The organism is Candidatus Pedobacter colombiensis (genome assembly GCA_029202485.1).
Lineage (GTDB): Bacteria > Bacteroidota > Bacteroidia > Sphingobacteriales > Sphingobacteriaceae > Pedobacter > Pedobacter colombiensis.
This window is the reverse complement of the sequence record CP119313.1, coordinates 3,590,666-3,612,824: the sequence shown is the minus strand read 5'-3', so window position 1 is coordinate 3,612,824 and position 22,159 is coordinate 3,590,666. Positions and strand designations below refer to the sequence as shown.

The following is a 22,159-nucleotide window of genomic DNA, read 5'->3' as shown; positions in this document are numbered from 1 at the left end:
AATTAAACAAAGCAAGTTATGAACAACAATATAGAAACAATTTCGATGCCGGTGCTTGGGATGACCTGTGCAGCCTGTGCTGTGAGTGTTGAATCTATAATAGGCGCCCAACCCGGAGTTGATAAAGCCGAGGTGAACTATGCCACTCAATCTGTAAAGGTTATTTATCATCCCGAAGCAGTACAACCTGGAGCGTTACAAAAAGCAGTTCAATCCGGTGGTTACGACCTGATCGTTGAACAGGAAGGCGCTAAGGAATTACAGGAAGAAGCACAGAAAAATAATTATGAAGCTTTAAAAAAGCGGATGATCTATTCATCAATATTAGCCATCCCCGTAGTCATTATTGGAATGTTCTTTATGGATCTGCCTAATGGTAATTATTACATGATGGCTTTAACCACACCAATATTGTTCCTTTTTGGGAAGAGCTTTTTTATCAATGCCTGGAAACAAGCTAAATTTGGAAAAGCCAATATGGATACCCTGGTGGCTTTAAGTACAGGTATCGCTTATCTTTTTAGTGTTTTTAATACTTTCAATCCGGAGTTTTGGCACAACAGAGGTTTACATCCACACGTATATTTTGAAGCAGCGGCCGTAGTGATTGTTTTCATTATGCTAGGTAAGCTATTAGAAGAAAAAGCAAAGTCTAATACTTCTTCAGCAATCAAAAAACTGATGGGCTTGCAACCGAAAACGGTAATTTTGATCACCGAACATGGTGAAAAGGAAATTGCAGTCGCAGATGTAAACCCCAATGATCAACTGCTGGTACGCTCTGGTGAGAAGATCCCGGTAGATGGTGAAGTGTACGAGGGAAGTTCTTTTGTCGACGAGAGTATGATTACCGGTGAACCTGTCGCGGTGCCTAAACAAGCGGGTGATAAGGTTTTTGCCGGTACCATTAACCAAAAAGGAAGTTTTAAATTTAAAGCGGAAAAGGTAGGAGGCGAGACCATGCTTGCCCAGATTATTAAACTGGTTCAGGATGCGCAAGGCTCTAAAGCTCCGGTGCAAAAACTGGTAGATAAAATTGCCAGCATATTTGTTCCCATTGTTATTTTAATTGCCATTATTAGTTTAGGTGCATGGCTGCTGTTTGGTGGAGAACATGCCTTTACTCAAGGGCTCCTTGCCATGGTTACCGTATTGGTGATTGCCTGCCCTTGTGCGTTGGGTTTGGCAACGCCTACGGCAATCATGGTAGGTATTGGCAAAGGTGCAGAGAATGGTATCTTAATTAAAGATGCAGAAGCACTGGAATTGGGCTATAAAGTAAATGCCGTGATTCTGGATAAAACAGGGACCATTACAGAAGGTAAACCAGAAGTAACTCATGTGGAGTGGGCCATTGAACTGCCTAAATATAAATTGCAATTGCAGGAAATATTAATCGCTTTAGAACAGGCATCAGAACATCCATTGGCAGAGGCAATAGTCCGTAACCTAAAAAAGGAGGGCGTAAAAGGTGCTGCGGTAAATGGTTTTGAAAGTTTGACTGGTAAAGGTGTAATGGCGGTATTTGAAGGTGAAAAGTATTGGGCGGGAAGCCATAAAATCCTTACGGAGTTAAATGTACAAGTTTCAGAAGCATTACAAAATAGAGTTAATGAACTTCAGCAATTGGCACAAACGGTGATTTATTTTACCAATGCAACACAGGTGTTGGCCATTGTGTCTATTGCAGATCAGATTAAAGCGGGTTCAGCCAAAGCGGTTGCAGCCTTAAAAAATGCAGGCATTGAGGTGTATATGCTTACGGGAGATAATCAGCAAACAGCTGCTTCGGTAGCAAGACAAGCTGGGATAGCTCATTTTCAGGCCGAGGTATTGCCTTCTGATAAATCAGACTTTGTGAAGCAGTTACAGGCGCAGGGAAAAGTTGTAGCAATGATTGGCGATGGAATTAATGACAGTCAGGCATTGGCACAGGCTGATGTTTCCATTGCTATGGGCAAAGGATCTGATATTGCCATTGATGTGGCAAAAATTACGTTGGTATCTTCCGATTTGCAGCAAGTGCCAAAAGCACTGCGTTTATCAAAGCTAACCGTAAAAACCATTCGTCAGAACTTGTTCTGGGCATTTATTTATAACATGATTGGGATTCCAATTGCTGCAGGCTTGCTTTATCCATTTAATGGGTTCTTATTGAATCCAATGATCGCCGGAGCTGCGATGGCATTAAGTTCTGTATCGGTAGTCAGCAACAGTTTGCGTTTAAAATTCGCAAAACTTATATAATCATAAATCAATAAAATCATGGAAACATTAAAATTCAAAACAAATATCAAATGCGGAGGATGTATAGCAACGGTAACTCCTTTCCTTAACGAGCTTCCTCAGATCTCTAAATGGGAGGTAAATACTGATAATCCTGAAAAGATACTTACTGTAGAAACAAATGATCAGCTAGCTGCCGAAACAGTAGTAAATACGCTTCAGAAAGCTGGCTATATCGCTACAGAATTGTAATAATCTTAACACGATGTAAAAAAAGAACGGAATTCTATAAAAATATCTCCGTTCTTTTTTCAATCTTTGATTTGTAATGAAAAGAATACTGCTTACCATATTTGCCATTTTTTACCTGGGGGTTTCCAGTGGGGCAACTATGCACTTTCATTATTGTATGGGCGAGCTGGTAAGCTGGAGCCTGGCTAAGGAATCTAAAAAAGTATGTGATTTCTGCGGAATGCCTAAGTCCGTTTCTAAAAAGAAGTCATGCTGCAAGGATGTAGAACAACAGGTTAAAGCTGAAAAGTCTCAGAAAGCCAGTCAAACGGTTTATAAGTTTGAACAACTTTCAGCAGCAATCATCCAACCCGAGTTATACACCAATTATCAGGCACCTATACCTGTAAAAATTACCAGGGAGGCATTAAGTAATGCACCACCTGATGGACAAGCACTGCCTGTCTACCTAAAAAACTGTACCTACAGAATATAATACCCTCTTTCTTTTGTTGTTGCATCTCTGTGCAACATAGAGCTGCCTTTAAGCTGATTTTTCAGACGCTAATGCGCATTGCTTTCAACCCAATTTATTTAACAATTTTCTTTAAAACCAATTAAGATGAAATCATTAAGAGTTCTTTCGGTAGTCGCATTGACTTTCCTTGGTAGTGCTGTATTTGCACAATCTAAAACAGAAAAAATCAAAGTATCTGGTAACTGCAGTATGTGCAAAAAAAAGATCGAAACTGCACTTAAAGTACCAGGTGTAAGTACCGCTGACTGGGATAAAACCACAAAAGTGCTTACAGTAAGTTATGATGCCAGCAAAATTACGAACGATCAGGTTCAACAAAAAGTAGCAGCAGCTGGATATGATACCCCTAAGTTCAAAGCCACAAAAGAGGCTTATGAAAAACTGGATGATTGCTGCCAGTACGATCGCGATAGCATAGGGAAGAGTCCTGCTAAAGCAAAAACACACTAACAAAAGAAAGAGGGTTATTATAAAAAGAGCGTCATTATAAATGGTACATAAAATTATAGAATGGTCGATGCGCAATAGGTTTATTGTGCTGGTGCTTTCTGCCGGGTTATTTGTATGGGGGATATTTTCCGTACAAAAGAACCCGATAGATGCCATCCCCGACCTATCAGAAAACCAGGTGATCGTATTTACAGAATGGATGGGCAGATCACCACAGCTGATAGAAGATCAGGTGACCTACCCGCTGGTAACCAACCTGCAGGGCATCCCTAAAATTAAATATGTAAGGGGCTCATCCATGTTCGGCATGAGTTTCATTTATGTGATCTTTGAAGATGATGTAGATGTATACTGGGCGCGTGAGCGCGTAATGGAGCGGATTAGTACCATATCCAAAACTTTACCTGAAGGTGTGGCCCCGCAATTGGGTCCCGACGGAACCGGAGTGGGTCATGTACTCTGGTATACGCTGGATGCGCCGGATATGGATCTTGGCGAGCAGCGTGCCATACAAGACTGGTATGTAAAGTTTGCCTTGCAAAATGTACCGGGGGTAAGTGAGATTGCCTCTTTTGGCGGCTTCCAGAAACAATATCAGATCTCCATAGATCCGAACAAACTGCTGTATTATAAACTCAGTGTGCCGCAGGTAATTGCTGCGGTTAGGAGTAATAACAACGAATCGGGGGGACGAAAGTTCGAAATGAGTGATATGGGGTATATCATTAAGACTTCCGGTTACCTCAAATCATTGGAAGAGATTTCCAATATCCCTGTAAAAAACCAGAATGGTACACCAATAAAGATATCCGATTTGGCTACAGTGCAAATGACCGGAGAAACCCGCCTGGGCATATTTGATCAGGATGGTAAAGGTGAACGTGCCGGTGGTATTGTTGTGATGCGCTATGGCGAGAATGCTGCTGAGGTGATAGATAGGGTAAAAGCCAAAATGAAAGAAGTTTCAAAAGGCCTACCTAAGGGGGTGAAGTTTGATATTGTTTATGATAGAGGCGAGCTCATTAAAGAATCAATAGATTCCATAAAGAACACGTTGATTGAAGAGATGGTTGTAGTATCGCTCATCGTAATTGTCTTCCTGTTTCACTGGCGTAGTGCATTGAGCATCATTATACAAATACCGATTACCATTGCTGCCAGCTTTATTCTGCTCAATGCATTTGATATCTCATCAAACATTATGTCGCTCACCGGTATTGCACTGGCGATCGGGGTAATTGTGGATAATGGGATTATCATGAGTGAAAATGCCTACAAACATTTGGCAGAACGATACGAATTGTGGGAAAAGGATCAAAATAAAACGACAACATCATGATCGAGTGGTTTAAAAATATATTTAAAAAATCTCCGGATTGGATTAGTGAAGAAGATCGTCTTGCGGTGATCACCAAATCCAGTAAGCAGGTTTCAAGAGGAGTGTTCTTTGCAACAGTCATCATCATTACCTCTTTTTTACCGGTATTTATGTTAACCGGACAGGAAGGTAAATTATTCCATCCGCTAGCCTACACCAAAACATTCATCATGATTGTAGATGCTTTGCTGGTGATTACACTGGCCCCTGTACTGATCTCCTTTTTTATGAAGGGAAAGTTTAAACCGGATAGTGCGAACCCGGTAAATAGGGTGTTGGAAAAGGTGTATGAACCAGTTATCAGAACGGTACTGAAATGGAGAAAAACAACCATTGCCATTAATATCATTGCCTTGCTAATTACCATTCCTTTGCTTAAAAATTTAGGTACAGAGTTTATACCTCCGCTTGATGAGCAAAGTATTTTGTTTATGCCGGTAACGCTTCCTGATGTATCTAATGCCGAAGCAAAGCGAATTTTGCAGGTGCAGGACAAGATCATTAAGTCGGTGCCCGAAGTAGATAAGGTTTTAGGGAAAGCGGGTAGGGCCAATACGGCTACTGATAATTCGCCGATCAGTATGATCGAAACGATCATTACGTTAAAGCCAAAAAGCGAATGGCGTAAAGGCATCACCAAAAAGGACATTGTAACCGAATTGGATGCCAAATTACAAATTCCGGGAGTAGTAAATGGCTGGACACAACCCATTATTAACCGCATCAATATGCTGGCTACCGGAATCCGTACCGATGTAGGAATAAAGGTATTTGGCCAGAATCTGGATACCGTTGCTAAGGTCTCAGAAAAAGTTAAAGCGGCGTTGGAAGGTACGCCGGGGGTAAGTGACTTGTTTGTTGAGCCCATTACCGGTGGAAAATATCTTTCTATTGATATAAAAAGAGCTGAGCTGGCACGCTATGGCTTAAACGTAGATGATGTAAATCAGGTGGTAGAAAGTGCCTTGGGTGGAGCAACTATTGGGAATACCATTGAAGGCAGACAACGTTTCTCTATCAGTGTACGTTTGGCACAGGAATATCGCAATAGTGTAGAACGTATTCAGCGTATCCCTATCCAATCAGCCACTTTTGGTGAAGTGCCACTATCGGCAGTAGCTGATGTGAAATTTGAAGATGGTCCGCCGATGATCAGTTCTGACAATGCTATTTTGCGTGGTGCAGTTATGTTTAATGTGCGTGACCGGGACCTAGGTAGTACCGTTAAGGAGGCAATGGAGACGTTGAACAAGGAAAAGGGTGTCCTTCCTGAAGGGTACTTTCTGGAATGGAGCGGTCAGTACGAAAACCTGATCCGTGGTAAACAAACGCTGATGTGGATCGCACCGGTTGTTTTAGTCATCATTTTCTTCTCCCTATACTTTGCTTTCCGCTCGGTGAGAGAAGCCTTTTTAAGTCTGATTACCGTTCCCTTTGCCTTAATCGGTGGAGCTTACATGATTTATTTCTGGGGTGTAAACCTTTCTATAGGTGTCGCAGTAGGCTTTATTGCCCTGTTTGGGATTGCCGTAGAAACGGGTATAGTAATGGTGATTTATCTGAACGATGCCATGCAGCAGCTAATCAAATTAAAAGGAAACTCAAGTGAAACGATCACTAAAGAGGATTTGAGAGCATATGTGATTTATGGTGCAGCGAAAAGATTAAGACCGAAACTGATGACCGTTTGTGTGTCGTTATTTGGACTTGTGCCTGTGTTATGGGCAACAGGAGTAGGAGTGGATGTGATGCAGCCGATCGTGTTGCCTATGATAGGTGGGGTACTAACCTCTTCTACACACATTCTGCTGGTTACCCCGCTGATCTTTTTAATGTCCAAAGAATATGAATTGAGGAAATATGGAAAATTGGAGGTGCACGATGTACATCATTAAAAGAATATTAGCCGTATTGTTGCTACTGCCATTTTGTGCAGTGGCACAGCAACAAAGTCCGGTGCTTACACTGGATACAGTCTTGCAAAGAATAGATAAAAATAACCTTTTGCTACAGTCTTACGGTTTAAAAGCGGAAAGTTACAAGCATACCGCCAAAGCCGCAACGGCCTGGATGGCACCAATGGTAGGGGTGGGTACTTTTATGACTCCTTATCCCGGCCAAGTGGTGATGGACGATAGAGATAAGGGATCGTTAATGTTGCAGCTGGAGCAAGACATCCCTAACCCGGTAAAGTTAAATGCGAATAAACGATATATAGAATCGAAAAGTAAGGTCGAAAATGAAACACGTGGTGTGACTTTAAACGAATACAAAGCACAGGCTAAGCGCTTGTATTTCGGCTGGTTGGTTGCACAACAAAAGATTGGTGTATTGGAGCAAAACCAGAAGATCATGGAAACCATGAAAAAGATTGAAGAGATCAGATATCCTTACAACCAGTCGAAATTGGGTAGTGTTTACAAAACTTCTGCCAAGCTGGAAGAAAATCGCAATATGATCAGAATGCAGGAGGGGGATATTGCCAGAGCCCGTGCCTGGTTAAACAGCCTGATGAATATGCAGGGGAATGCCATTTTTGCTATTGATACAGCTTATAAACCCAGTTTTGTGCCGGCTCCTTCCATTGATACAGCTAGTCTGGCTATGGCTAGAAATGATATTAAGAAAATGGACTACAGCATACAATCTATGCAGCTGAATATTGAGGCGATGAAAAAACAGAGCCGGCCTGATTTTAAACTAAGGTTCGATCACATGTCGCCCTTAACTAAAATGATGCCTAAAGCCTATAGTGTGATGGGCATGGTCAGCATTCCAATTGCACCGTGGTCTTCAAAAATGTATAAATCGGAAGTAAAAGGTATGGAGTATGAAGTGGAGGCTATGGGGAAAGAGAAAGCAGCCATGTTACAGGAAACTCAAGGAATGTTGTATGGTATGCAGTTTGAAATTCAGTCTATGCAAAAGCGGATTGAGGCTATGGAAGATAAAATCATTCCCAGCCTGAAAAAAACACTGGATGTTAACTTTTTAAGTTACCGTGAGAATAAGATGGAGTTACCCGAGGTTATTGATTCCTGGGAAGCACTTACGATGATGCAGACCAATGTATTGGACGAGAAACTGAAACTTTATTTAATGATTGCCGATTATGAGAAAGAACTATATCGTTAAGCATGTTGAGGGCGTTAAGCTGCGTGCTTACATCCTTACTGCGGTGTTGATGATCGGTGTACTGATGATGAAGGCTTGCAATGGGAATAAAGACAATAAGCATAGTGCGCACGAAGACCCGGGTGCTGTGAATATTGATAGTAACCTTTCTCATTTACTAAAACCTTCAAATGAGCAGGTGGTATCTACTTTGCCTGTAATTAAGGCAAACTATGGTACTAAAATATTTACGGAAGAGGCACAGGGGATCATCAATTATGATACCCGTAATGAAAATAGTGTAGCCAGTCGTGTAAGCGGAAGAATAGAGCGCTTACTCATTAAATATAATTATCAGCCGGTTAAAAAAGGGCAGTTGATTATGGAAGTTTACTCTCCGGATCTGGCTGCGGCACAACAGGAATTGTTGTTTTTGAAAAGATCAGAAAACGATCCTACTTTGTTGGACAAAGCAAAACAACGTTTAATCCTGTTGGGAATGAGTGTTTCAGGAGTTAATCAGGTGTTAAAAACAGGGAAAGTGAATTATCGTATTCCGGTATATAGCAATGTAGAAGGTTATATTCTTGAAAAATCTGCAGCTGCTACATCTACAGCTTTACCCTCGGTTTCGGCATCGGCTGCTGGTGGCGACGGGATGGGTGGAATGAGTGTAGCTTCATCTGGTTCTACGGCTGTGTCTGCAGCTGCTGCAGTGCCGGTAAATGAACCGGTAATGTTGCGGGAAGGACAATATGTAAACGCTGGTCAGTCGCTTTTTACCATTTATAATGCCGACAGACTGGTTGCTGAATTTTCTTTCAAGCCCTCTTTAGCGTCACAGGTTAAGAAGGGGGATAAATTTGTGTTTTATAAAACAGCTGATAAAAGCACTATTCAAACTGCTGCTATTGGCATGATCCAACCGGTATTTAAAGATGGGGAGAACTTTACCATTGCGAGGGTATACCTTAATAAACCCAATTTTAGAGTTGGGGAGTTACTTACCGCCAGAATCCCTGTGTTGCTTTCTGCATCATGGTGGTTGCCGGAATCTGCTGTGTTATCGCTGGGGAATAAGACCGTACTTTTTAAAAAAGAAGGTAATGTCTTCGTTCCTAAGTCAGTAAAGGCCGGAAGTACCATAGCTGGAATGGTGCAGATTAAAGAAGACATCAGTAATTGGGAGGTAAGTCAAAATGCAGCTTACCTGGTAGATAGTGAAAGCTTCATAAAAGAGCAATTAAAATGATTGTAAACGAAGTAGTTTAAAGAAATGGAACGGAAATTATTTATAAAGGGGATGGCGCTGATGATCTTACTTCCATCGGTATTTATTGCTGCCTGCAGCAATGAGAAAAAGCCGGAAGCAGAGGCTGTGAAAGAAAAACAACAAACTTTTACCTGTCCGATGCACCCGCAAATCATTAGGCATGAGATGGGTACCTGTCCCATTTGTGGGATGGACCTGGTACCTATTGAAATGAATAGCAATGATAAAGCGCTAAAAGTGGACGAGAAACGTCAGGCACTGGCGAATATTACCACAATAATGATTGGTGAAAATACCTTGTCTGGAGCGAAACAGTTGAACGGAAGGCTAGTCGTTAATCCGGAACAAAGCAGTTATATCTCTAGTCGCATTGCAGGTAGGGTAGAGCAATTATATATTAGGGAAACGGGTGTTAAGGTAAGTAAGGGACAACCTTTGTACAAGCTGTACTCGGAGCAATTGGCTACTTTACAACAGGAATATCTGATGGCAGTAGCTCAGGAGAAGCAGTTTCAAGGTGATAAAATAGAACGCCAGATCGTGGCCTCTGCCAAACAAAAGTTGTTGTTGTATGGACAATCAGAAAATCAGGTGCAGCAGTTGGTGAAAACACAGAAAAAGGATTCTTATGTCGTGTTTTATGCACCTGAAAGCGGTGTGGTAGCCGAATTGTCGGTAACCCAGGGACAATATGTAGCTGAGGGTAGCCCGATATTAAGACTAGAGGGCTATGGACAATTATGGGTTGAAGCTGATGTTTATCCTAACGAGGCCACGAAAATTAAACAGGGTCAGAAAGTAAGGGTTGTTGTGGCAGGTTGGGAAGGTCAACCGCAAGAAATGACCATTAGTTTTATTACACCTTCCTTGCAGTCGAGTACTCAGCTTACTCAAATCAGGGGAAGCATTTCTAATCCCGGAAATCAATGGCAACCTGGTTTGCAGGTCAATGTCTTTCTTCCTTCAGGAAATAAAAGCAATGTGCTGACACTACCGGTAGATGCCGTGATCAGGGATGGAAAAGGAATGCATGTGTGGGTTAAAAGTGGAAAAGACAGCTTTGAACCGCGACTGGTAAAAACGGGAACTGAAAATGATAATCAGGTAGAAATCGCTGAAGGTTTGAAAAATGGAGATCAGGTGGTGGTGACCGGAGCATACCTTTTGTATAGTGAATATATCCTTAAAAAAGGAAAGAATCCTGTTGAAGGGCTTAAATTAAAATCTTAAATATTAATCATAAAAAACACAAAGATGAGAACAGTAACCAATTTCGTAATTACATTGGCCGCGGTAACGCTATTCGCAGCGTGTGGAAATACACAAAAACCTATGGAAGCAGACCCTCATGCAGGACATAATCATGCTCCCGGTGTCCCGGTTGAAAAAGCTGTAGCAGGTGTAAGCTTAAAGGATGATAAATTAAATGCGGTATACCAACATTATATTCATCTGACTACTGCACTTGTAAATGGTGATATAGCAGAAGTAAAAGTTGCCGCAAATGCTATTGAATTGGGTTCAAGGGAATTGAGTAATGGTAGTACATTAACCGCATTAGCAGCTAAAATAGGTGTTGCTAAAGATATAGACGCTCAAAGAATCGTGTTTTCGGATCTCAGCAAGGATTTCATAGCAAGAGTAAAAGTTTCAGGCTTGAATTCGGGTGAGTTGTATGTAGAATACTGTCCAATGGCTCTAAATGATAAAGGAGCATCCTGGTTAAGCAATCAAAAGGATATCAAAAATCCTTATTTTGGTGAAAGCATGTTAAACTGCGGCGAAGTAAAAGAGACGATCAAATAATTTTTTCTGATTATATGCTTCATTTAGTATCTTTAGGAAAACACTAATCATATACCTATGAAGCATTTAACTTTTATATTGCTGTTTACAGCAATTTCTTTCGCGGGCCTTGCCCAGAACAAAGATGCCATTGTTGGAACATGGATTAACCCTTTAGGTGAGGGGCATATCGAGATTACCAAAAAAGGTGATAAATACTTCGGTAAGATTGTTTGGCTAAAAGATCCCAAAGGTGAAAAAGGTGAGACTAAAACAGATGTGAAAAATCCGGATGAGAATTTAAGGTCTAAGCCTATTATTGGTTTGGAGATTTTAAAGAACTTTGTTTACGAAGACGGTAAGTGGACTGGTGGTACCATTTATGATCCAAAATCCGGTAAGACTTATAAGTCTAATATTGCTCTGAAAGGTAATGATGAGCTACACCTGAGGGGTTATATTGGTATTTCATTGATTGGTAGAACGGAAGTCTGGAAGAGAGCAAAATAGATGAAATACCTAATTTACTGGCTGGCTTTTTTACCATTTATCAGCTTTGCACAAACCTATAAGTTGATGCCCTTAACAACGGGCACTAACACGAGTATAAGAGGAATGTCTGCCGTTTCTGATGATGTTGCATGGGTAAGTGGAAGCAATGGATATATAGGTAAAACTATTGATGGGGGTAAAACGTGGCAGTGGACACAGCCTGCCGGATATGAAAAGCTAGACTTTAGAGATATTGAGGCTTTTGACCAACAGAAGGCCATCGTTGTAAATGCTGGTTCTCCTGCCTATGTTTTGTTGACCATTGATGGTGGTAAAACATGGACAGAACATTATAAAAACTTGGATTCTGCTATATTTTTAGATGGAATGGATTTCTGGGATGCAAAAAATGGGATCATCTTTGGTGATCCCATTTTGCATAAAATGCAATTGCTGCGTACAAAGGATGGCGGACAGAGCTGGAATGATATTTCGGCAAATCTGACGTTTGATATGGCTATAGGGGAAGCTGGCTTTGCTGCCAGCGGAACAACTATTAAGGCATTACCTGGTGGTAGAACCTGGATTGCTACCGGTGGCGCAGTGGCTAATATTTATTTCTCTGATGATTATGCTTATACGTGGAAACGGTTTCAGTGCCCGATTATCCAAGGTGAATCTAGTACCGGAACTTTCGCAATGGCATTTTATGACAAAAATAAAGGTGTAGTCGTTGGTGGCAATTATCTGAAAGATAAAGAGAACTCAAATAATGTTTTACTTACTGCGGATGGTGGGAAGACATGGAAAAAGCCGGTTATACCGGTTAGTGGTTATCGATCCGGTGTAACTTATCTAAATGCTAAAGTCTTATTGGCAACGGGTAGCTCTGGCACTGATATTTCGCAAGATGGCGGATTGAAATGGTACAACATTTCTGATCAGGGCTTTAATGTGGTGCAAAAATCTAAACGAGGTAATTTGGTATTACTAGCCGGAAACAAAGGCTGTATTTTTAAGGTCGTTTCTCCATAAGTTCAACTAATTTTTAGTGTGATTAGGGTAACCTGGATTTTATCTGGATTAGGATAGGGTTTGCTTATTTGTCTCTTATTCGTTGGAGTGTTAACTAATAATTAACGGATATTGAACGGCTTGATTCGTTTAGTATCCGTTCAGTATCCGTCCAATATCCGTTCAATGTCCGTTCACATAGCGTTAGCAATTAGGTAGTAGTATTATAGTTGATTACTCTATTTGTTAGATTGTTTAATTGTTTTGATGATTTATTTCTTTTATTTAATTTTTGAATTATTGATTGACGAAATCTGTTGCAGCATATGTTGCTGTTTTTTGGCTTCTATTTCTTTGCGTACATTTTTAACAAATGACATGGTTACATTGGCGATATCTGCCGTTTGCTTATTTGTTAAACCTAATTTTACGATTAGATTTTCGACAACTTCTTCCATGCCCTCTTGAATATGAATTATTTTTATAGCTTCCATAATGCCCATAGTAATTTTTCCTCCCGTTATTTTTGTAAGTTCTTGCTGAAATTTATTATTTAATTGTTGATTTTGAATGGGAATGAATTTATCCATAAAATACAGAAACTTTCTTATCCCATCCGTATCTAATTTTTTACTACTTACCAGTGTGCGCATTATTTTTGTGCGTATAATATCAAGATTATCTTCTTCTATTTTCTCAACACTTGCTAAAGCTTCTTGCTGAGCGATAAGTATAACCAATGCAAATGGACTTCTCATGTTGAGCAGGTCATCTTCACTATGATCAAAAATCTGATAAACTTTGTATTTAAAAGTTAGCTCTGTTCCTAGCATACTGGTTTTATGTTCATTAAGCTGTACCTGACCTTTTGGGCCTGTAAATATTGCCAAAGACACAATTGGCATCTCATATTTGTCGGATAAACGATAATTATATTGATAGACCCGTTTTGGAAAATTTTTATTGACTATTTTTTGAATTTCTAAATGCAGGAGAAACCATTCTGAGTTTTTATCAAGTAAAAATACTTTTATTAAAACATCTGCCTCGCGACTGCCTCCTTTTCTACTTAACTGGGGGTGAATTTCATGTAGCTCTTTGTTTAGGCTTTCAAAACCCCTCGCCATATCAAATCTTTTATCAGCATCTTCATAAAAAAAGCGAAGCACATCTGCAAAGTGATCCTCGATAGCTCCCTTTAATAAGATGTCATTCTTTTTCCGATGTTTTAAAGCAGCCTTATTTTTTCCTTTAAGAACAGGTAGAGTCTCATTGGTTTCTTCTTGCATACTACATAGCTCAGTAAGTCAAAGATCTATAGATTTTTTAATATAAAAAATAAATATCATTTAAATATTTGTAATTAAATTTGTATTGGTTTTTATTTCTAATTAAGAAAATAAGTGCAATGTGCTTTTTTTGTTTGCTATTGAGTTGGTTGTAATAAAAATAGTACCTTAGGAACTATAGGGTATCATGAATGACATATTAAATAGAATAAGGATAGTTAAAGGTGACATCACCAGGATACCTGTTGATGCAATAGTAAATGCGGCAAACTCTTCTTTAATGGGAGGTGGTGGAGTAGATGGCGCCATACACCGTGCTGGTGGTTCCGCTATACTTGATGACTGCAGAAAAATTGTTGCAAGGCAAGGTGGTTGCAAAATTGGGGCAGCTGTGATTACAAGTGCGGGTAAGTTGCCTGCTAAATATGTAATTCATACAGTTGGACCAGTTTATAATTCAGGCAATGGTAAGGCGGCTGAGTTACTGGCTTCTTGTTATCAGGAATGCTTAAAGCTTGCTGTAGCTAATCAATGTAAGACAATAACATTTCCTAATATCAGTACAGGTATTTATGGATACCCAAAAGCCGAAGCTGCAGTAATTGCTGTGGACACTGTTAAAGCTTTCTTAGCTAAACATAACGAAATAGAAGAAGTAATTTTTGTCTGTTTTGATGAAGAGAATTACAACTTGATCAAGAAAGAGGTCGGTTGAAGTTAATTGAAATTGAAGGTACGTTTTTCAAGGCTTTTCAACCATTGTTAACCATTGTTTAATAACCGTTTGGAGATCACCTTTTTTATCATGTATTTCCTTCATCGTTTTAAATGGAATGACCTTTCTGGTATCGGAAAATTTACCTTCCAGAAGTCCTGTCTGATCATCTATACTAGCACCGGTGGGGAATACTAATAATACCTGATCTTTTTTGTGAAGGTTGAGTACTACAATATCTCTTTTGTAGGTTTTGGGATCAAAAGGTTTCATTTCACCTGTGTAATAAAATGAAGGAGAATTCCATTTAATCTGTTCTCCTATTTCTTTATGTGTTGCAAGGATCAGTTGCCTTAATTCTTCTACCAGATTTTTTAAGGGATGATCCAGATTTTGTAGATATTCGGATACCATAACTTCTTTATCTCTTAATTATTATTGCTAAATTTAATTAACCTCCTACTGTATTATAAATATCCTTAATTTAATGCTAGAAATGAAATCCTTATGTTTTGCTATTCTCATTTGTTTTGTATGTTATCAAACGAATGCCCAAAATAAGGAGCAACTATCTATTGAAGAGTGCTATAAGTTGGCGCGGCAAAATTACCCATTGATCCAACAGGCAGAATTGATTCAGAAAACTGCAGCCTATTCTATAGAGAATGCTGGAAAGGGGTATTTACCACAATTCAATATTAGCGGTCAGGCCAGTTATCAGTCTGATGTTACCAAAATTCCAATTCAGATCCCCGGGATAAATATCCCTATATTGAGTAAAGACCAATACCGTTTAAGTGCAGAGGGGACACAGGTATTGTTTGATGGCGGTACAATCAAGCAGCAAAAGTCTGAAATAGCCAGTAATGCAGTTGTTGAAAGCCAGCAGCTGGAAGTGGAGCTCTATAAGTTGAAAGACAGGATTAACCAGTTGTTTTTTGGAATACTATTGATCAATGCACAGTTGAAACAAAATGAGTTCCTTAAAAGGGATATTCAATTGGGAATTGATAAAACAAAGGCTACAATAGCAAATGGAGCGGCATTTAAAAGTAGTCTCGACATGCTAAAAGCAGAACTGCTTAAAGTAGCACAACAAGGTACCGAACTAAGGTATACCCGAAAGGGCTATATTGATGTGCTTGGATTATTTATCCATCAACCGTTTACTGAAGAAGTGAATTTGGTAACGCCGGTAAAACCGGTTATTCAGTCTGAAATTCGCAGACCTGAACTTGGCTTATATGATAGTCAACGTAAAAGTATGGATGTAAAAAAGCAAGGTATTTCTATAAGAAACTTGCCTAAGTTTAATTTGTTTTTACAGGGTGGTGTTGGCCGACCTGCTTTAAATATGCTGGATAATTCTGTAGAACCTTTTGCTATTGGTGGACTAAGAATGAGTTGGCTGCTGTCAGGATTTTATACGAGTAAACGGGAGAAGGCAATTATTGCCATCAATATAAAAGAGATTGATATTCAAAGTGAAAATTTCCTGTTGAATACCCGGTTTACATTGAAACAGCAAGATGCCGAAATTGATAAGCAGACTAATCTGTTGACTACTGATGATGAAATTATCGCGCTGCGGACAAGTGTAAAGAAGACATCGGCTGCACAATTGGAATATGGAGTGATCAATACGAGTGATTATTTGCGTGAAGTAAATGCAGAAGATCAGGCCCGGCAAAGTAAGATACTGCATGAAATACAATTGTTGATGGCGCAGTACAATAAACAAACCACATTAGGTAACTAGTTATATTAATAAAGAACCATGAAGAAAATATCATTTGCAGCGATTACGATCTTGTTTCTGATCTCGTGTGGCAATAAAGAACAAGCTTATGATGCATCGGGTACATTTGAAGCTGTCGAGACTATTGTTTCTGCCGAGGCAACTGGAGTGATTAAAGCACTGAATTTGGAAGAAGGTCAGGTGTTAAAGGCTGGAGAAACTGTAGGGTATATTGATAGCACTCAACTTTACTTAAAAAAGAAGCAGCTGGAAGCTCAGATTACTGCTGTTTTGGTTAAGAAACCTGATGTTGCTGCACAGGTAGCCGCTTATCAGGAGCAATTGAAGCAAGCACTTAGAGAACAGCGACGGATTACTAATATGTTGAAATCAGATGCGGCCACACCAAAACAATTGGATGATGCAAATGCGCAGGTTGCGATTATTAAAAAGCAAATAGCCGCTCAGGAATCGACCCTGGGTATTACATCGGCTGGTTTAAATAAAGAAACCTTACCACTGGACGCACAAATTGAACAGTTGAATGATCAGCTTTCAAAAAGTAAGATTGTAAATGAGGTAGAGGGCACGGTGTTGACCAAGTATGCGGAGGTTAATGAAATGGCTATAACTGGTAAACCTTTATATAAAATTAGCGACTTGTCGTCAATTATTTTGCGGGCATATATTACAGGCAATCAATTGCCATCTGTTAAACTGGGGCAAAAGGTTGAGGTTTTGGTAGACGATGCAAATGGAAAATATAAAACCTATGATGGGACGATTGAATGGGTTAGTGATAAGGCCGAATTTACACCTAAAACGATTCAGACGAAAGATGAAAGAGCCAATTTGGTTTATGCGATAAAAATAAAAGTAAAAAACGACGGTTATCTTAAGATTGGTATGTATGGGGAGATCCGTTTAGCTGGTAAAATATGAACGGCCCTTTTGCTATTTCTGTTGAAGGGTTGACTAAAACCTACGGTAAAGAACAGTTGGTTGCGGTAGATCAGGTTTCATTTGAGGTAAATAGGGGGGAGTTGTTTGGTTTGATTGGTCCCGATGGTGCCGGTAAAACCAGCATTTTTAGAATGCTGACAACTTTGTTGCTTGCCGAAAAAGGAACAGCAAGTGTGGAAGGCTATGATGTGGTGAAAGAGTATAAACAGATTAGAAAGATAATTGGTTATATGCCGGGTAGGTTTTCGCTTTATCAGGATCTTTCCATTGAAGAGAACTTAAATTTCTTTGCTGCTGTTTTTGGAACCAGTCTCGAGGAGAATCATCATTTGATTGAGGACATCTATGTTCAAATTGAACCATTTAAAAAAAGAAGGGCAGGGCAGTTATCGGGTGGGATGAAACAAAAGCTGGCTTTGTGTTGTGCACTCATTCATCAACCGAGGGTATTGTTTCTGGATGAGCCCACGACCGGGGTAGATCCGGTATCAAGAAAGGAGTTTTGGGAAATGCTGGAGCGGTTAAAAGCAAAGGGGATTACCATTATGGTCTCTACACCCTACATGGATGAAGCTGCTTTGTGCGACCGTATAGCCTTAATTCATCATGGTCAAATATTGTCTATCCATACGCCTAAAGATATGGTAATGCATTATCCTGATCAATTGTATGCGATTAAGGCTGGACAAATGCATGAGTTGATTAATGCACTTAGAAAATATCCGGAAGTACTGGATTGTTATGCTTTTGGAGAATATGCGCATGTTTCTTTTAAAAGGACTTTTGAGGATGAGCAATTACATGCTTACCTTAAATCCATGGGATTAAACAATGTGGAGGTAAAGCCAATACAAGCTACTATTGAGGATTATTTTATCAAATTATTGAAAAATTAGGATGGAAGAGATAGTGATCAAAACGGAAAAGTTGACCAAGCGCTTTGGTGATTTTATTGCTGCCAACGAAATTACTTTTGAGGTAGAAAAGGGCGAGATATTTGGATTTTTAGGAGCTAATGGAGCTGGGAAAACTACGGCCATGCGCATGCTTTGCGGCCTTTCTATACCGAGCTCTGGAAGTGCTACCATAGCGGGTTTTGATGTGTACAGGCAAACTGAGGATATTAAAAGAAATATTGGCTACATGAGTCAGAAATTCTCTTTATATGAAGATTTGACTGTGTTGGAAAATATCAGGTTTTTTGGTGGCATTTATGGTTTGAGTGATAAAGTCCTAAAAAATAAGAGTGAAGAATTGGTGGAGCAGTTGGGCTTGCAAAATGAAGCTAAGAAACTCGTTTCCGCTTTGCCGCTTGGATGGAGACAGAAGCTTTCATTTTCTGTTGCGGTTTTGCATGAACCTAAGATTGTGTTTCTGGATGAACCTACAGGTGGAGTAGATCCGGTGACGAGGAGGCAGTTTTGGGATTTGATTTATGAAGCCTCTGCTAGGGGTATAACTGCATTTGTGACCACACATTATATGGATGAAGCTGATTATTGTAATCGGGTATCCATTATGGTTGACGGGAAGATTGCCGCATTGGATCATCCTGCAAATTTAAAAAAACAGTTTAAAACGGACTCAATGGATGATGTCTTTTATCAACTGGCTAGGGGAGCAAAGCGTAGCGATTAAGTAAAAGAGGATGAAACAGTTTATCAATTTTGTAAGGAAAGAATTTTATCATGTATGGCGGGACAAGAAAACCTTGCTCATTTTATTTGGTATGCCTGTTGTTCAGATTCTTATTTTTGGGTTTGCATTAACCAATGAGGTGAAAAATTCGAAGATCATTGTCATGGATCAGGCTAAAGATCTTGCTTCGAAACAAATAATTGCTAAACTTTCGGCAAGCCGCTATTTTGATGTTGAGCGTTCGGTAATGGATAGTAAGCAAATGGAAGCTGCTTTTAGAAAGGGGAAAATTAAAATGGCTATTGTTTTTCCTGCCGGTTTTAATGAAACATTGCTTCACCAGGGTAAGGCTCAGATTCAGGTTTTAGCAGATGCGTCCGACCCAAATACCGCTACTACACTTAGTAACTACGCACTTTCTATTATTCAGGATTATCAAAGTTCGGTTGACCAGACTAATGCCGTTCCTTATACCATTGTGCCTGTGGTCAGGATGCTGTATAATCCTCAGCTAAAAGGAGCGCCTAATTTTGTTCCAGGTGTGATGGCTTTGGTTTTGATGCTGGTGTGTGTTATGATGACAGCGATATCTATTGTTAGGGAAAAGGAAACGGGAACGATGGAGGTTTTGCTGGTTTCACCTTTTCAACCGATTCTTGTTATACTTTCAAAGGCAGTTCCTTATTTGATATTGTCGCTCATTAATGTTGCCTCTATTTTGCTGTTGAGCGTGTATGTATTGGATTTGCCGGTTAATGGAAGTGTGGCATTGCTTTTTGCTGAAAGCACTTTGTTTATCATAACCTGTCTTAGTCTTGGCATCTTTATTTCGATTAAAGCGAATACGCAGCAATTGGCCATGCTGATCTCTTTGATGGGCATGTTTCTGCCAACCGTGCTTTTTAGTGGTTTCATGTTCCCTATAGAAAATATGCCATATCCGTTGCAGTTGATTTCGAATGTTGTTCCTGCAAAATGGTTCTACCTGATTGTGAAAGCCATTATGATTAAAGGGTTGGGCTTTGGCGCAATTTGGAAGGAAACACTGATCCTGGGGGGCATCACCGTTGTGTTATTGGCTGTAAGTTTAAAAAGTTTTAAAATCCGACTGGCATGAGAACGATCAGATTTCTACTGGAAAAGGAGTTTAGACAGATTTTTAGAAACAAGGCTATTCTGGCTATGATTATGGTGATGCCGATAATTCAGTTGCTTATCTTGCCGCTTGCTGCCAACTACGAGGTAAAAAACATCAATCTTTCAGTAGTTGATCATGATCATTCTGATTATTCCCGAAAACTGATTTCAAAGGTGACGGCTTCGGGATATTTTAAACTTACCGGGTATAATGCATCTTTTAAGGAAGGACTAAAGCTTATTGAAGCAGATCGGGCAGATTTGATTCTGGAAATACCCTATGGCTTTGAGCGCAATCTGGTTCGTGAAGGCGGGCAGCAGTTGTTTATTGCTGTGAATGCAATTAATGGTGTAAAGGCAAATTTGGGTGGGGCGTATCTGGGTAGTATTATCAGGGATTACAATAGTGAAATAAGGCTTCAATTACAGCCAACTTCAATTGATACAACTCCGGCAGTTATTGAAGTAACCACATCTAATTTGTTTAATCCATTAATGGAATATCATTTTTTTATGGTGCCAGGTATCCTTGCTACACTTATGACGATGGTTGGTGGTTTTCTTACTGCTTTAAATATTGTAAAGGAAAAGGAATTTGGTACCATTGAACAGATCAATGTAACCCCAATCAAAAAGCATCATTTTATATTGGGTAAGTTAATTCCTTTTTGGTTACTTGGAAATGTTGTTTTTACACTAGGACTATTGGTGGCCAGATTAGTTTATGGTATCGTTCCTGTGGGTAACTTATTGGTTTTGTATAGTTTTGCTTCTGTTTTTCTGTTGGCTATTTTGGGTTTTGGCTTGCTGATCTCTACTTTTTGCGATACCCAGCAGCAAGCCATGTTTGTGATGTTTTTCTTTATGATGATTTTTATTTTGATGGGCGGATTGTTTACCTCTATCGATAGCATGCCGGATTGGGCCAGGTTCATTACAAAGTTTAATCCTGTTAGCTATTTAATTGAAGTGATGCGGATGGTTATCCTCAAAGGAAGCGGTTTTAAAGATATATTGCCCCAAATAGGCATTATGGCTATATTCGCATTGGTGTTCAATACCTGGGCAGTATTGAATTATAAAAAAAGGAGTTAACCCATTCACGGTTTACTTTTATAAAATAAAATATTTTTTATACGACATACAATAAATCAAATATTTGGGCGTCTATATATTTGAGAGCGTTAATTTAGATAGCGGGGATACGGTGGATTGCTGTATCCCCGTTTCTTTTTTACAAAAAAAGCCAGGTCATCCAACCTGGCTCTTTAAACAAAACTTAGATCTAACCAAACATCTAAATGCAGTCAATATAGAAATTGTACTGGACGTCAAGGGCGGATTCGAACCGCCGTCAAAGGTTTTGCAGACCCTTACCTAACCACTCGGCCACATGACTACATGTTCATCGTTTAAGCGATTACTGATGCAAATATATATAAAGTCTACAAAATTACTAGACTTTATTTTGATATATTGAGTTTTGTTTTTTAAGTTGTTGAAAATCAGTTTGATTAATTTATTTTATGTTTTGGATAAGTGCGGTTTGATGTACAGAAGATTTGTAGATGTCGCGATTACCCCCTTAATTTTATATACATGAATAGATAAACAAATAGATGTGAATTATGTTAATTACTAAATTATAAAATTATGGAAGCTTATAAAATTATGGAAACTAAGACCGCGAGTACCAGAATAGAAGGATTGCTTACCTTGTTTGATATGCAAACTGCCTTTTTTAAACGTGCAATTGATGAGGTCACAGATAAAGACATGCATAATCGTTTAAATACTAAAGCAAATCATATGGCCTGGCTCACTGGATCTCTTGTGCAGCAACGGTACATGATGACATCTGAAACGCATCCGGGGCTTAAGCAAACGGGAGAAGAGCTGTTTAAAGATCATAAGGGGATTCAGGATGACGCCACTTATCCAACTAATTCGGAATACATTAAAGATTGGGAAAAAATTACGCCGATAGCAAGGGAAGCACTGGTTAATATTCCGGATGCAAAATTAGATAGTGAGATAGATATGGGAGGAATGAAAATGAGCTATTATGAGTTGATTTCCTTTACGATATATAGAGAAGCAAGTATTATAGGACAGCTTGCGTTATGGCGCAGGTTATTGGGATATCCGGCATTGAAGTACGATTAGTGAAACTTTTAG

At 39.5% G+C, this 22,159-nt stretch carries 22 protein-coding genes and 1 tRNA gene; 20 read left to right on the top strand and 3 right to left on the bottom strand.

Annotated features, from left to right (window positions below):
- The first annotated feature begins 18 nt into the window (after positions 1–18).
- From P0Y49_15220 to P0Y49_15165, 12 genes are all read left to right on the top strand, one after another.
- Complete coding sequence (locus tag P0Y49_15220) at positions 19–2,247, top strand: heavy metal translocating P-type ATPase (protein ID WEK18141.1); 2,229 nt, start codon at positions 19–21, stop codon at positions 2,245–2,247.
- Positions 2,248–2,265: 18 nt separating this feature from the next.
- The gene (locus P0Y49_15215) at positions 2,266–2,478 is read left to right on the top strand and encodes a heavy-metal-associated domain-containing protein (GenBank protein WEK18140.1); all 213 of its coding nucleotides are present in this window, start codon (positions 2,266–2,268) and stop codon (positions 2,476–2,478) included.
- A gap of 76 nt (positions 2,479–2,554) precedes the next feature.
- The gene (locus P0Y49_15210) at positions 2,555–2,953 is read left to right on the top strand and encodes a hypothetical protein (GenBank protein ID WEK18139.1); all 399 of its coding nucleotides are present in this window, start codon (positions 2,555–2,557) and stop codon (positions 2,951–2,953) included.
- Positions 2,954–3,079: 126 nt separating this feature from the next.
- Positions 3,080–3,445, top strand: a complete 366-nt coding sequence (locus P0Y49_15205; GenBank protein ID WEK18138.1) for a heavy-metal-associated domain-containing protein — start codon at positions 3,080–3,082, stop codon at positions 3,443–3,445.
- 40 nt (positions 3,446–3,485) lie between these two features.
- Positions 3,486–4,784: an efflux RND transporter permease subunit gene (locus tag P0Y49_15200; GenBank protein WEK18137.1), complete on the top strand. Its 1,299-nt coding sequence runs from the start codon at positions 3,486–3,488 to the stop codon at positions 4,782–4,784.
- A complete protein-coding gene (locus tag P0Y49_15195) occupies positions 4,781–6,718 on the top strand; it encodes an efflux RND transporter permease subunit (GenBank protein ID WEK18136.1) in 1,938 nt (645 codons plus the stop codon). Before P0Y49_15200 ends, P0Y49_15195 begins: the two co-directional genes overlap by 4 nt.
- A complete protein-coding gene (locus P0Y49_15190) occupies positions 6,705–7,958 on the top strand; it encodes a TolC family protein (protein ID WEK18135.1) in 1,254 nt (417 codons plus the stop codon). The genes P0Y49_15195 and P0Y49_15190 overlap by 14 nt, the downstream gene beginning before the upstream one ends.
- Positions 7,936–9,189: an efflux RND transporter periplasmic adaptor subunit gene (locus P0Y49_15185; GenBank protein WEK18134.1), complete on the top strand. Its 1,254-nt coding sequence runs from the start codon at positions 7,936–7,938 to the stop codon at positions 9,187–9,189. Before P0Y49_15190 ends, P0Y49_15185 begins: the two co-directional genes overlap by 23 nt.
- 24 nt (positions 9,190–9,213) lie before the next feature.
- A complete protein-coding gene (locus P0Y49_15180) occupies positions 9,214–10,440 on the top strand; it encodes an efflux RND transporter periplasmic adaptor subunit (protein ID WEK18133.1) in 1,227 nt (408 codons plus the stop codon).
- A 24-nt stretch (positions 10,441–10,464) separates the two neighbouring features.
- Positions 10,465–11,016, top strand: coding sequence for a DUF3347 domain-containing protein (locus tag P0Y49_15175; protein ID WEK18132.1), 552 nt, complete (start codon positions 10,465–10,467; stop codon positions 11,014–11,016).
- A 57-nt stretch (positions 11,017–11,073) separates the two neighbouring features.
- The gene (locus P0Y49_15170; protein ID WEK18131.1) at positions 11,074–11,505 is read left to right on the top strand and encodes a DUF2147 domain-containing protein; all 432 of its coding nucleotides are present in this window, start codon (positions 11,074–11,076) and stop codon (positions 11,503–11,505) included.
- Entirely contained in the window at positions 11,506–12,522 is a 1,017-nt protein-coding gene (locus tag P0Y49_15165) for a YCF48-related protein (protein ID WEK18130.1), read from the top strand. It abuts the gene before it with no gap.
- A 260-nt stretch (positions 12,523–12,782) separates the two neighbouring features.
- On the opposite strand, the gene P0Y49_15160 is transcribed toward P0Y49_15165, so the two are convergent.
- A complete protein-coding gene (locus tag P0Y49_15160) occupies positions 12,783–13,790 on the bottom strand; it encodes a hypothetical protein (protein ID WEK18129.1) in 1,008 nt (335 codons plus the stop codon).
- Positions 13,791–13,977: 187 nt separating this feature from the next.
- Here P0Y49_15160 and P0Y49_15155 point away from each other — a divergent pair, with 187 nt between their 5' ends.
- Positions 13,978–14,505, top strand: a complete 528-nt coding sequence (locus tag P0Y49_15155; GenBank protein WEK18128.1) for an O-acetyl-ADP-ribose deacetylase — start codon at positions 13,978–13,980, stop codon at positions 14,503–14,505.
- Positions 14,506–14,532: 27 nt separating this feature from the next.
- Here the strand turns inward: P0Y49_15155 and P0Y49_15150 are convergent, their stop codons facing one another.
- Positions 14,533–14,919: a DUF1801 domain-containing protein gene (locus tag P0Y49_15150; GenBank protein WEK18127.1), complete on the bottom strand. Its 387-nt coding sequence runs from the start codon at positions 14,917–14,919 to the stop codon at positions 14,533–14,535.
- Between the two features lie 73 nt (positions 14,920–14,992).
- Here P0Y49_15150 and P0Y49_15145 point away from each other — a divergent pair, with 73 nt between their 5' ends.
- The 6 genes from P0Y49_15145 to P0Y49_15120 are packed head-to-tail and all read left to right on the top strand — an operon-like array spanning position 14,993 to position 21,076.
- Positions 14,993–16,264, top strand: a complete 1,272-nt coding sequence (locus tag P0Y49_15145) for a TolC family protein (GenBank protein ID WEK18126.1) — start codon at positions 14,993–14,995, stop codon at positions 16,262–16,264.
- Between the two features lie 18 nt (positions 16,265–16,282).
- Positions 16,283–17,185 carry an HlyD family efflux transporter periplasmic adaptor subunit gene (locus tag P0Y49_15140; protein ID WEK18125.1) on the top strand — a complete coding sequence of 301 codons (903 nt, stop codon included), beginning with the start codon at positions 16,283–16,285 and terminating at the stop codon, positions 17,183–17,185.
- Positions 17,182–18,102 carry an ABC transporter ATP-binding protein gene (locus tag P0Y49_15135; protein ID WEK18124.1) on the top strand — a complete coding sequence of 307 codons (921 nt, stop codon included), beginning with the start codon at positions 17,182–17,184 and terminating at the stop codon, positions 18,100–18,102. The genes P0Y49_15140 and P0Y49_15135 overlap by 4 nt, the downstream gene beginning before the upstream one ends.
- A gap of 1 nt (position 18,103) precedes the next feature.
- A complete protein-coding gene (locus P0Y49_15130) occupies positions 18,104–18,844 on the top strand; it encodes an ABC transporter ATP-binding protein (GenBank protein WEK18123.1) in 741 nt (246 codons plus the stop codon).
- Positions 18,845–18,854: 10 nt separating this feature from the next.
- On the top strand, positions 18,855–19,961 hold the full coding sequence (locus tag P0Y49_15125) for an ABC transporter permease (GenBank protein WEK18122.1): 1,107 nt from the start codon (positions 18,855–18,857) through the stop codon (positions 19,959–19,961).
- Positions 19,958–21,076: an ABC transporter permease gene (locus P0Y49_15120; protein ID WEK18121.1), complete on the top strand. Its 1,119-nt coding sequence runs from the start codon at positions 19,958–19,960 to the stop codon at positions 21,074–21,076. The genes P0Y49_15125 and P0Y49_15120 overlap by 4 nt, the downstream gene beginning before the upstream one ends.
- 230 nt (positions 21,077–21,306) lie before the next feature.
- Here the strand turns inward: P0Y49_15120 and P0Y49_15115 are convergent.
- Positions 21,307–21,380: transfer RNA gene (locus P0Y49_15115), tRNA-Cys, on the bottom strand.
- A gap of 254 nt (positions 21,381–21,634) precedes the next feature.
- On the opposite strand from P0Y49_15115, the gene P0Y49_15110 reads away from it, so the two are divergent.
- Entirely contained in the window at positions 21,635–22,147 is a 513-nt protein-coding gene (locus P0Y49_15110; protein ID WEK18120.1) for a DinB family protein, read from the top strand.
- The last annotated feature ends 12 nt before the right edge of the window (positions 22,148–22,159 follow it).

Bases quoted from the DNA above. Each gene is read 5' to 3' on its own strand.
- P0Y49_15220 (WEK18141.1), top strand. From the start codon at position 19: ATGAACAACAATATAGAAACAATTTCGATGCCGGTGCTTGGGATGACC.
- P0Y49_15215 (WEK18140.1), top strand. From the start codon at position 2,266: ATGGAAACATTAAAATTCAAAACAAATATCAAATGCGGAGGATGTATA.
- P0Y49_15210 (WEK18139.1), top strand. From the start codon at position 2,555: ATGAAAAGAATACTGCTTACCATATTTGCCATTTTTTACCTGGGGGTT.
- P0Y49_15205 (WEK18138.1), top strand. From the start codon at position 3,080: ATGAAATCATTAAGAGTTCTTTCGGTAGTCGCATTGACTTTCCTTGGT.
- P0Y49_15200 (WEK18137.1), top strand. From the start codon at position 3,486: ATGGTACATAAAATTATAGAATGGTCGATGCGCAATAGGTTTATTGTG.
- P0Y49_15195 (WEK18136.1), top strand. From the start codon at position 4,781: ATGATCGAGTGGTTTAAAAATATATTTAAAAAATCTCCGGATTGGATT.
- P0Y49_15190 (WEK18135.1), top strand. From the start codon at position 6,705: ATGTACATCATTAAAAGAATATTAGCCGTATTGTTGCTACTGCCATTT.
- P0Y49_15185 (WEK18134.1), top strand. From the start codon at position 7,936: ATGAGAAAGAACTATATCGTTAAGCATGTTGAGGGCGTTAAGCTGCGT.
- P0Y49_15180 (WEK18133.1), top strand. From the start codon at position 9,214: ATGGAACGGAAATTATTTATAAAGGGGATGGCGCTGATGATCTTACTT.
- P0Y49_15175 (WEK18132.1), top strand. From the start codon at position 10,465: ATGAGAACAGTAACCAATTTCGTAATTACATTGGCCGCGGTAACGCTA.
- P0Y49_15170 (WEK18131.1), top strand. From the start codon at position 11,074: ATGAAGCATTTAACTTTTATATTGCTGTTTACAGCAATTTCTTTCGCG.
- P0Y49_15165 (WEK18130.1), top strand. From the start codon at position 11,506: ATGAAATACCTAATTTACTGGCTGGCTTTTTTACCATTTATCAGCTTT.
- P0Y49_15160 (WEK18129.1), bottom strand. From the start codon at position 13,790: ATGCAAGAAGAAACCAATGAGACTCTACCTGTTCTTAAAGGAAAAAAT.
- P0Y49_15155 (WEK18128.1), top strand. From the start codon at position 13,978: ATGAATGACATATTAAATAGAATAAGGATAGTTAAAGGTGACATCACC.
- P0Y49_15150 (WEK18127.1), bottom strand. From the start codon at position 14,919: ATGGTATCCGAATATCTACAAAATCTGGATCATCCCTTAAAAAATCTG.
- P0Y49_15145 (WEK18126.1), top strand. From the start codon at position 14,993: ATGCTAGAAATGAAATCCTTATGTTTTGCTATTCTCATTTGTTTTGTA.
- P0Y49_15140 (WEK18125.1), top strand. From the start codon at position 16,283: ATGAAGAAAATATCATTTGCAGCGATTACGATCTTGTTTCTGATCTCG.
- P0Y49_15135 (WEK18124.1), top strand. From the start codon at position 17,182: ATGAACGGCCCTTTTGCTATTTCTGTTGAAGGGTTGACTAAAACCTAC.
- P0Y49_15130 (WEK18123.1), top strand. From the start codon at position 18,104: ATGGAAGAGATAGTGATCAAAACGGAAAAGTTGACCAAGCGCTTTGGT.
- P0Y49_15125 (WEK18122.1), top strand. From the start codon at position 18,855: ATGAAACAGTTTATCAATTTTGTAAGGAAAGAATTTTATCATGTATGG.
- P0Y49_15120 (WEK18121.1), top strand. From the start codon at position 19,958: ATGAGAACGATCAGATTTCTACTGGAAAAGGAGTTTAGACAGATTTTT.
- P0Y49_15110 (WEK18120.1), top strand. From the start codon at position 21,635: ATGGAAGCTTATAAAATTATGGAAACTAAGACCGCGAGTACCAGAATA.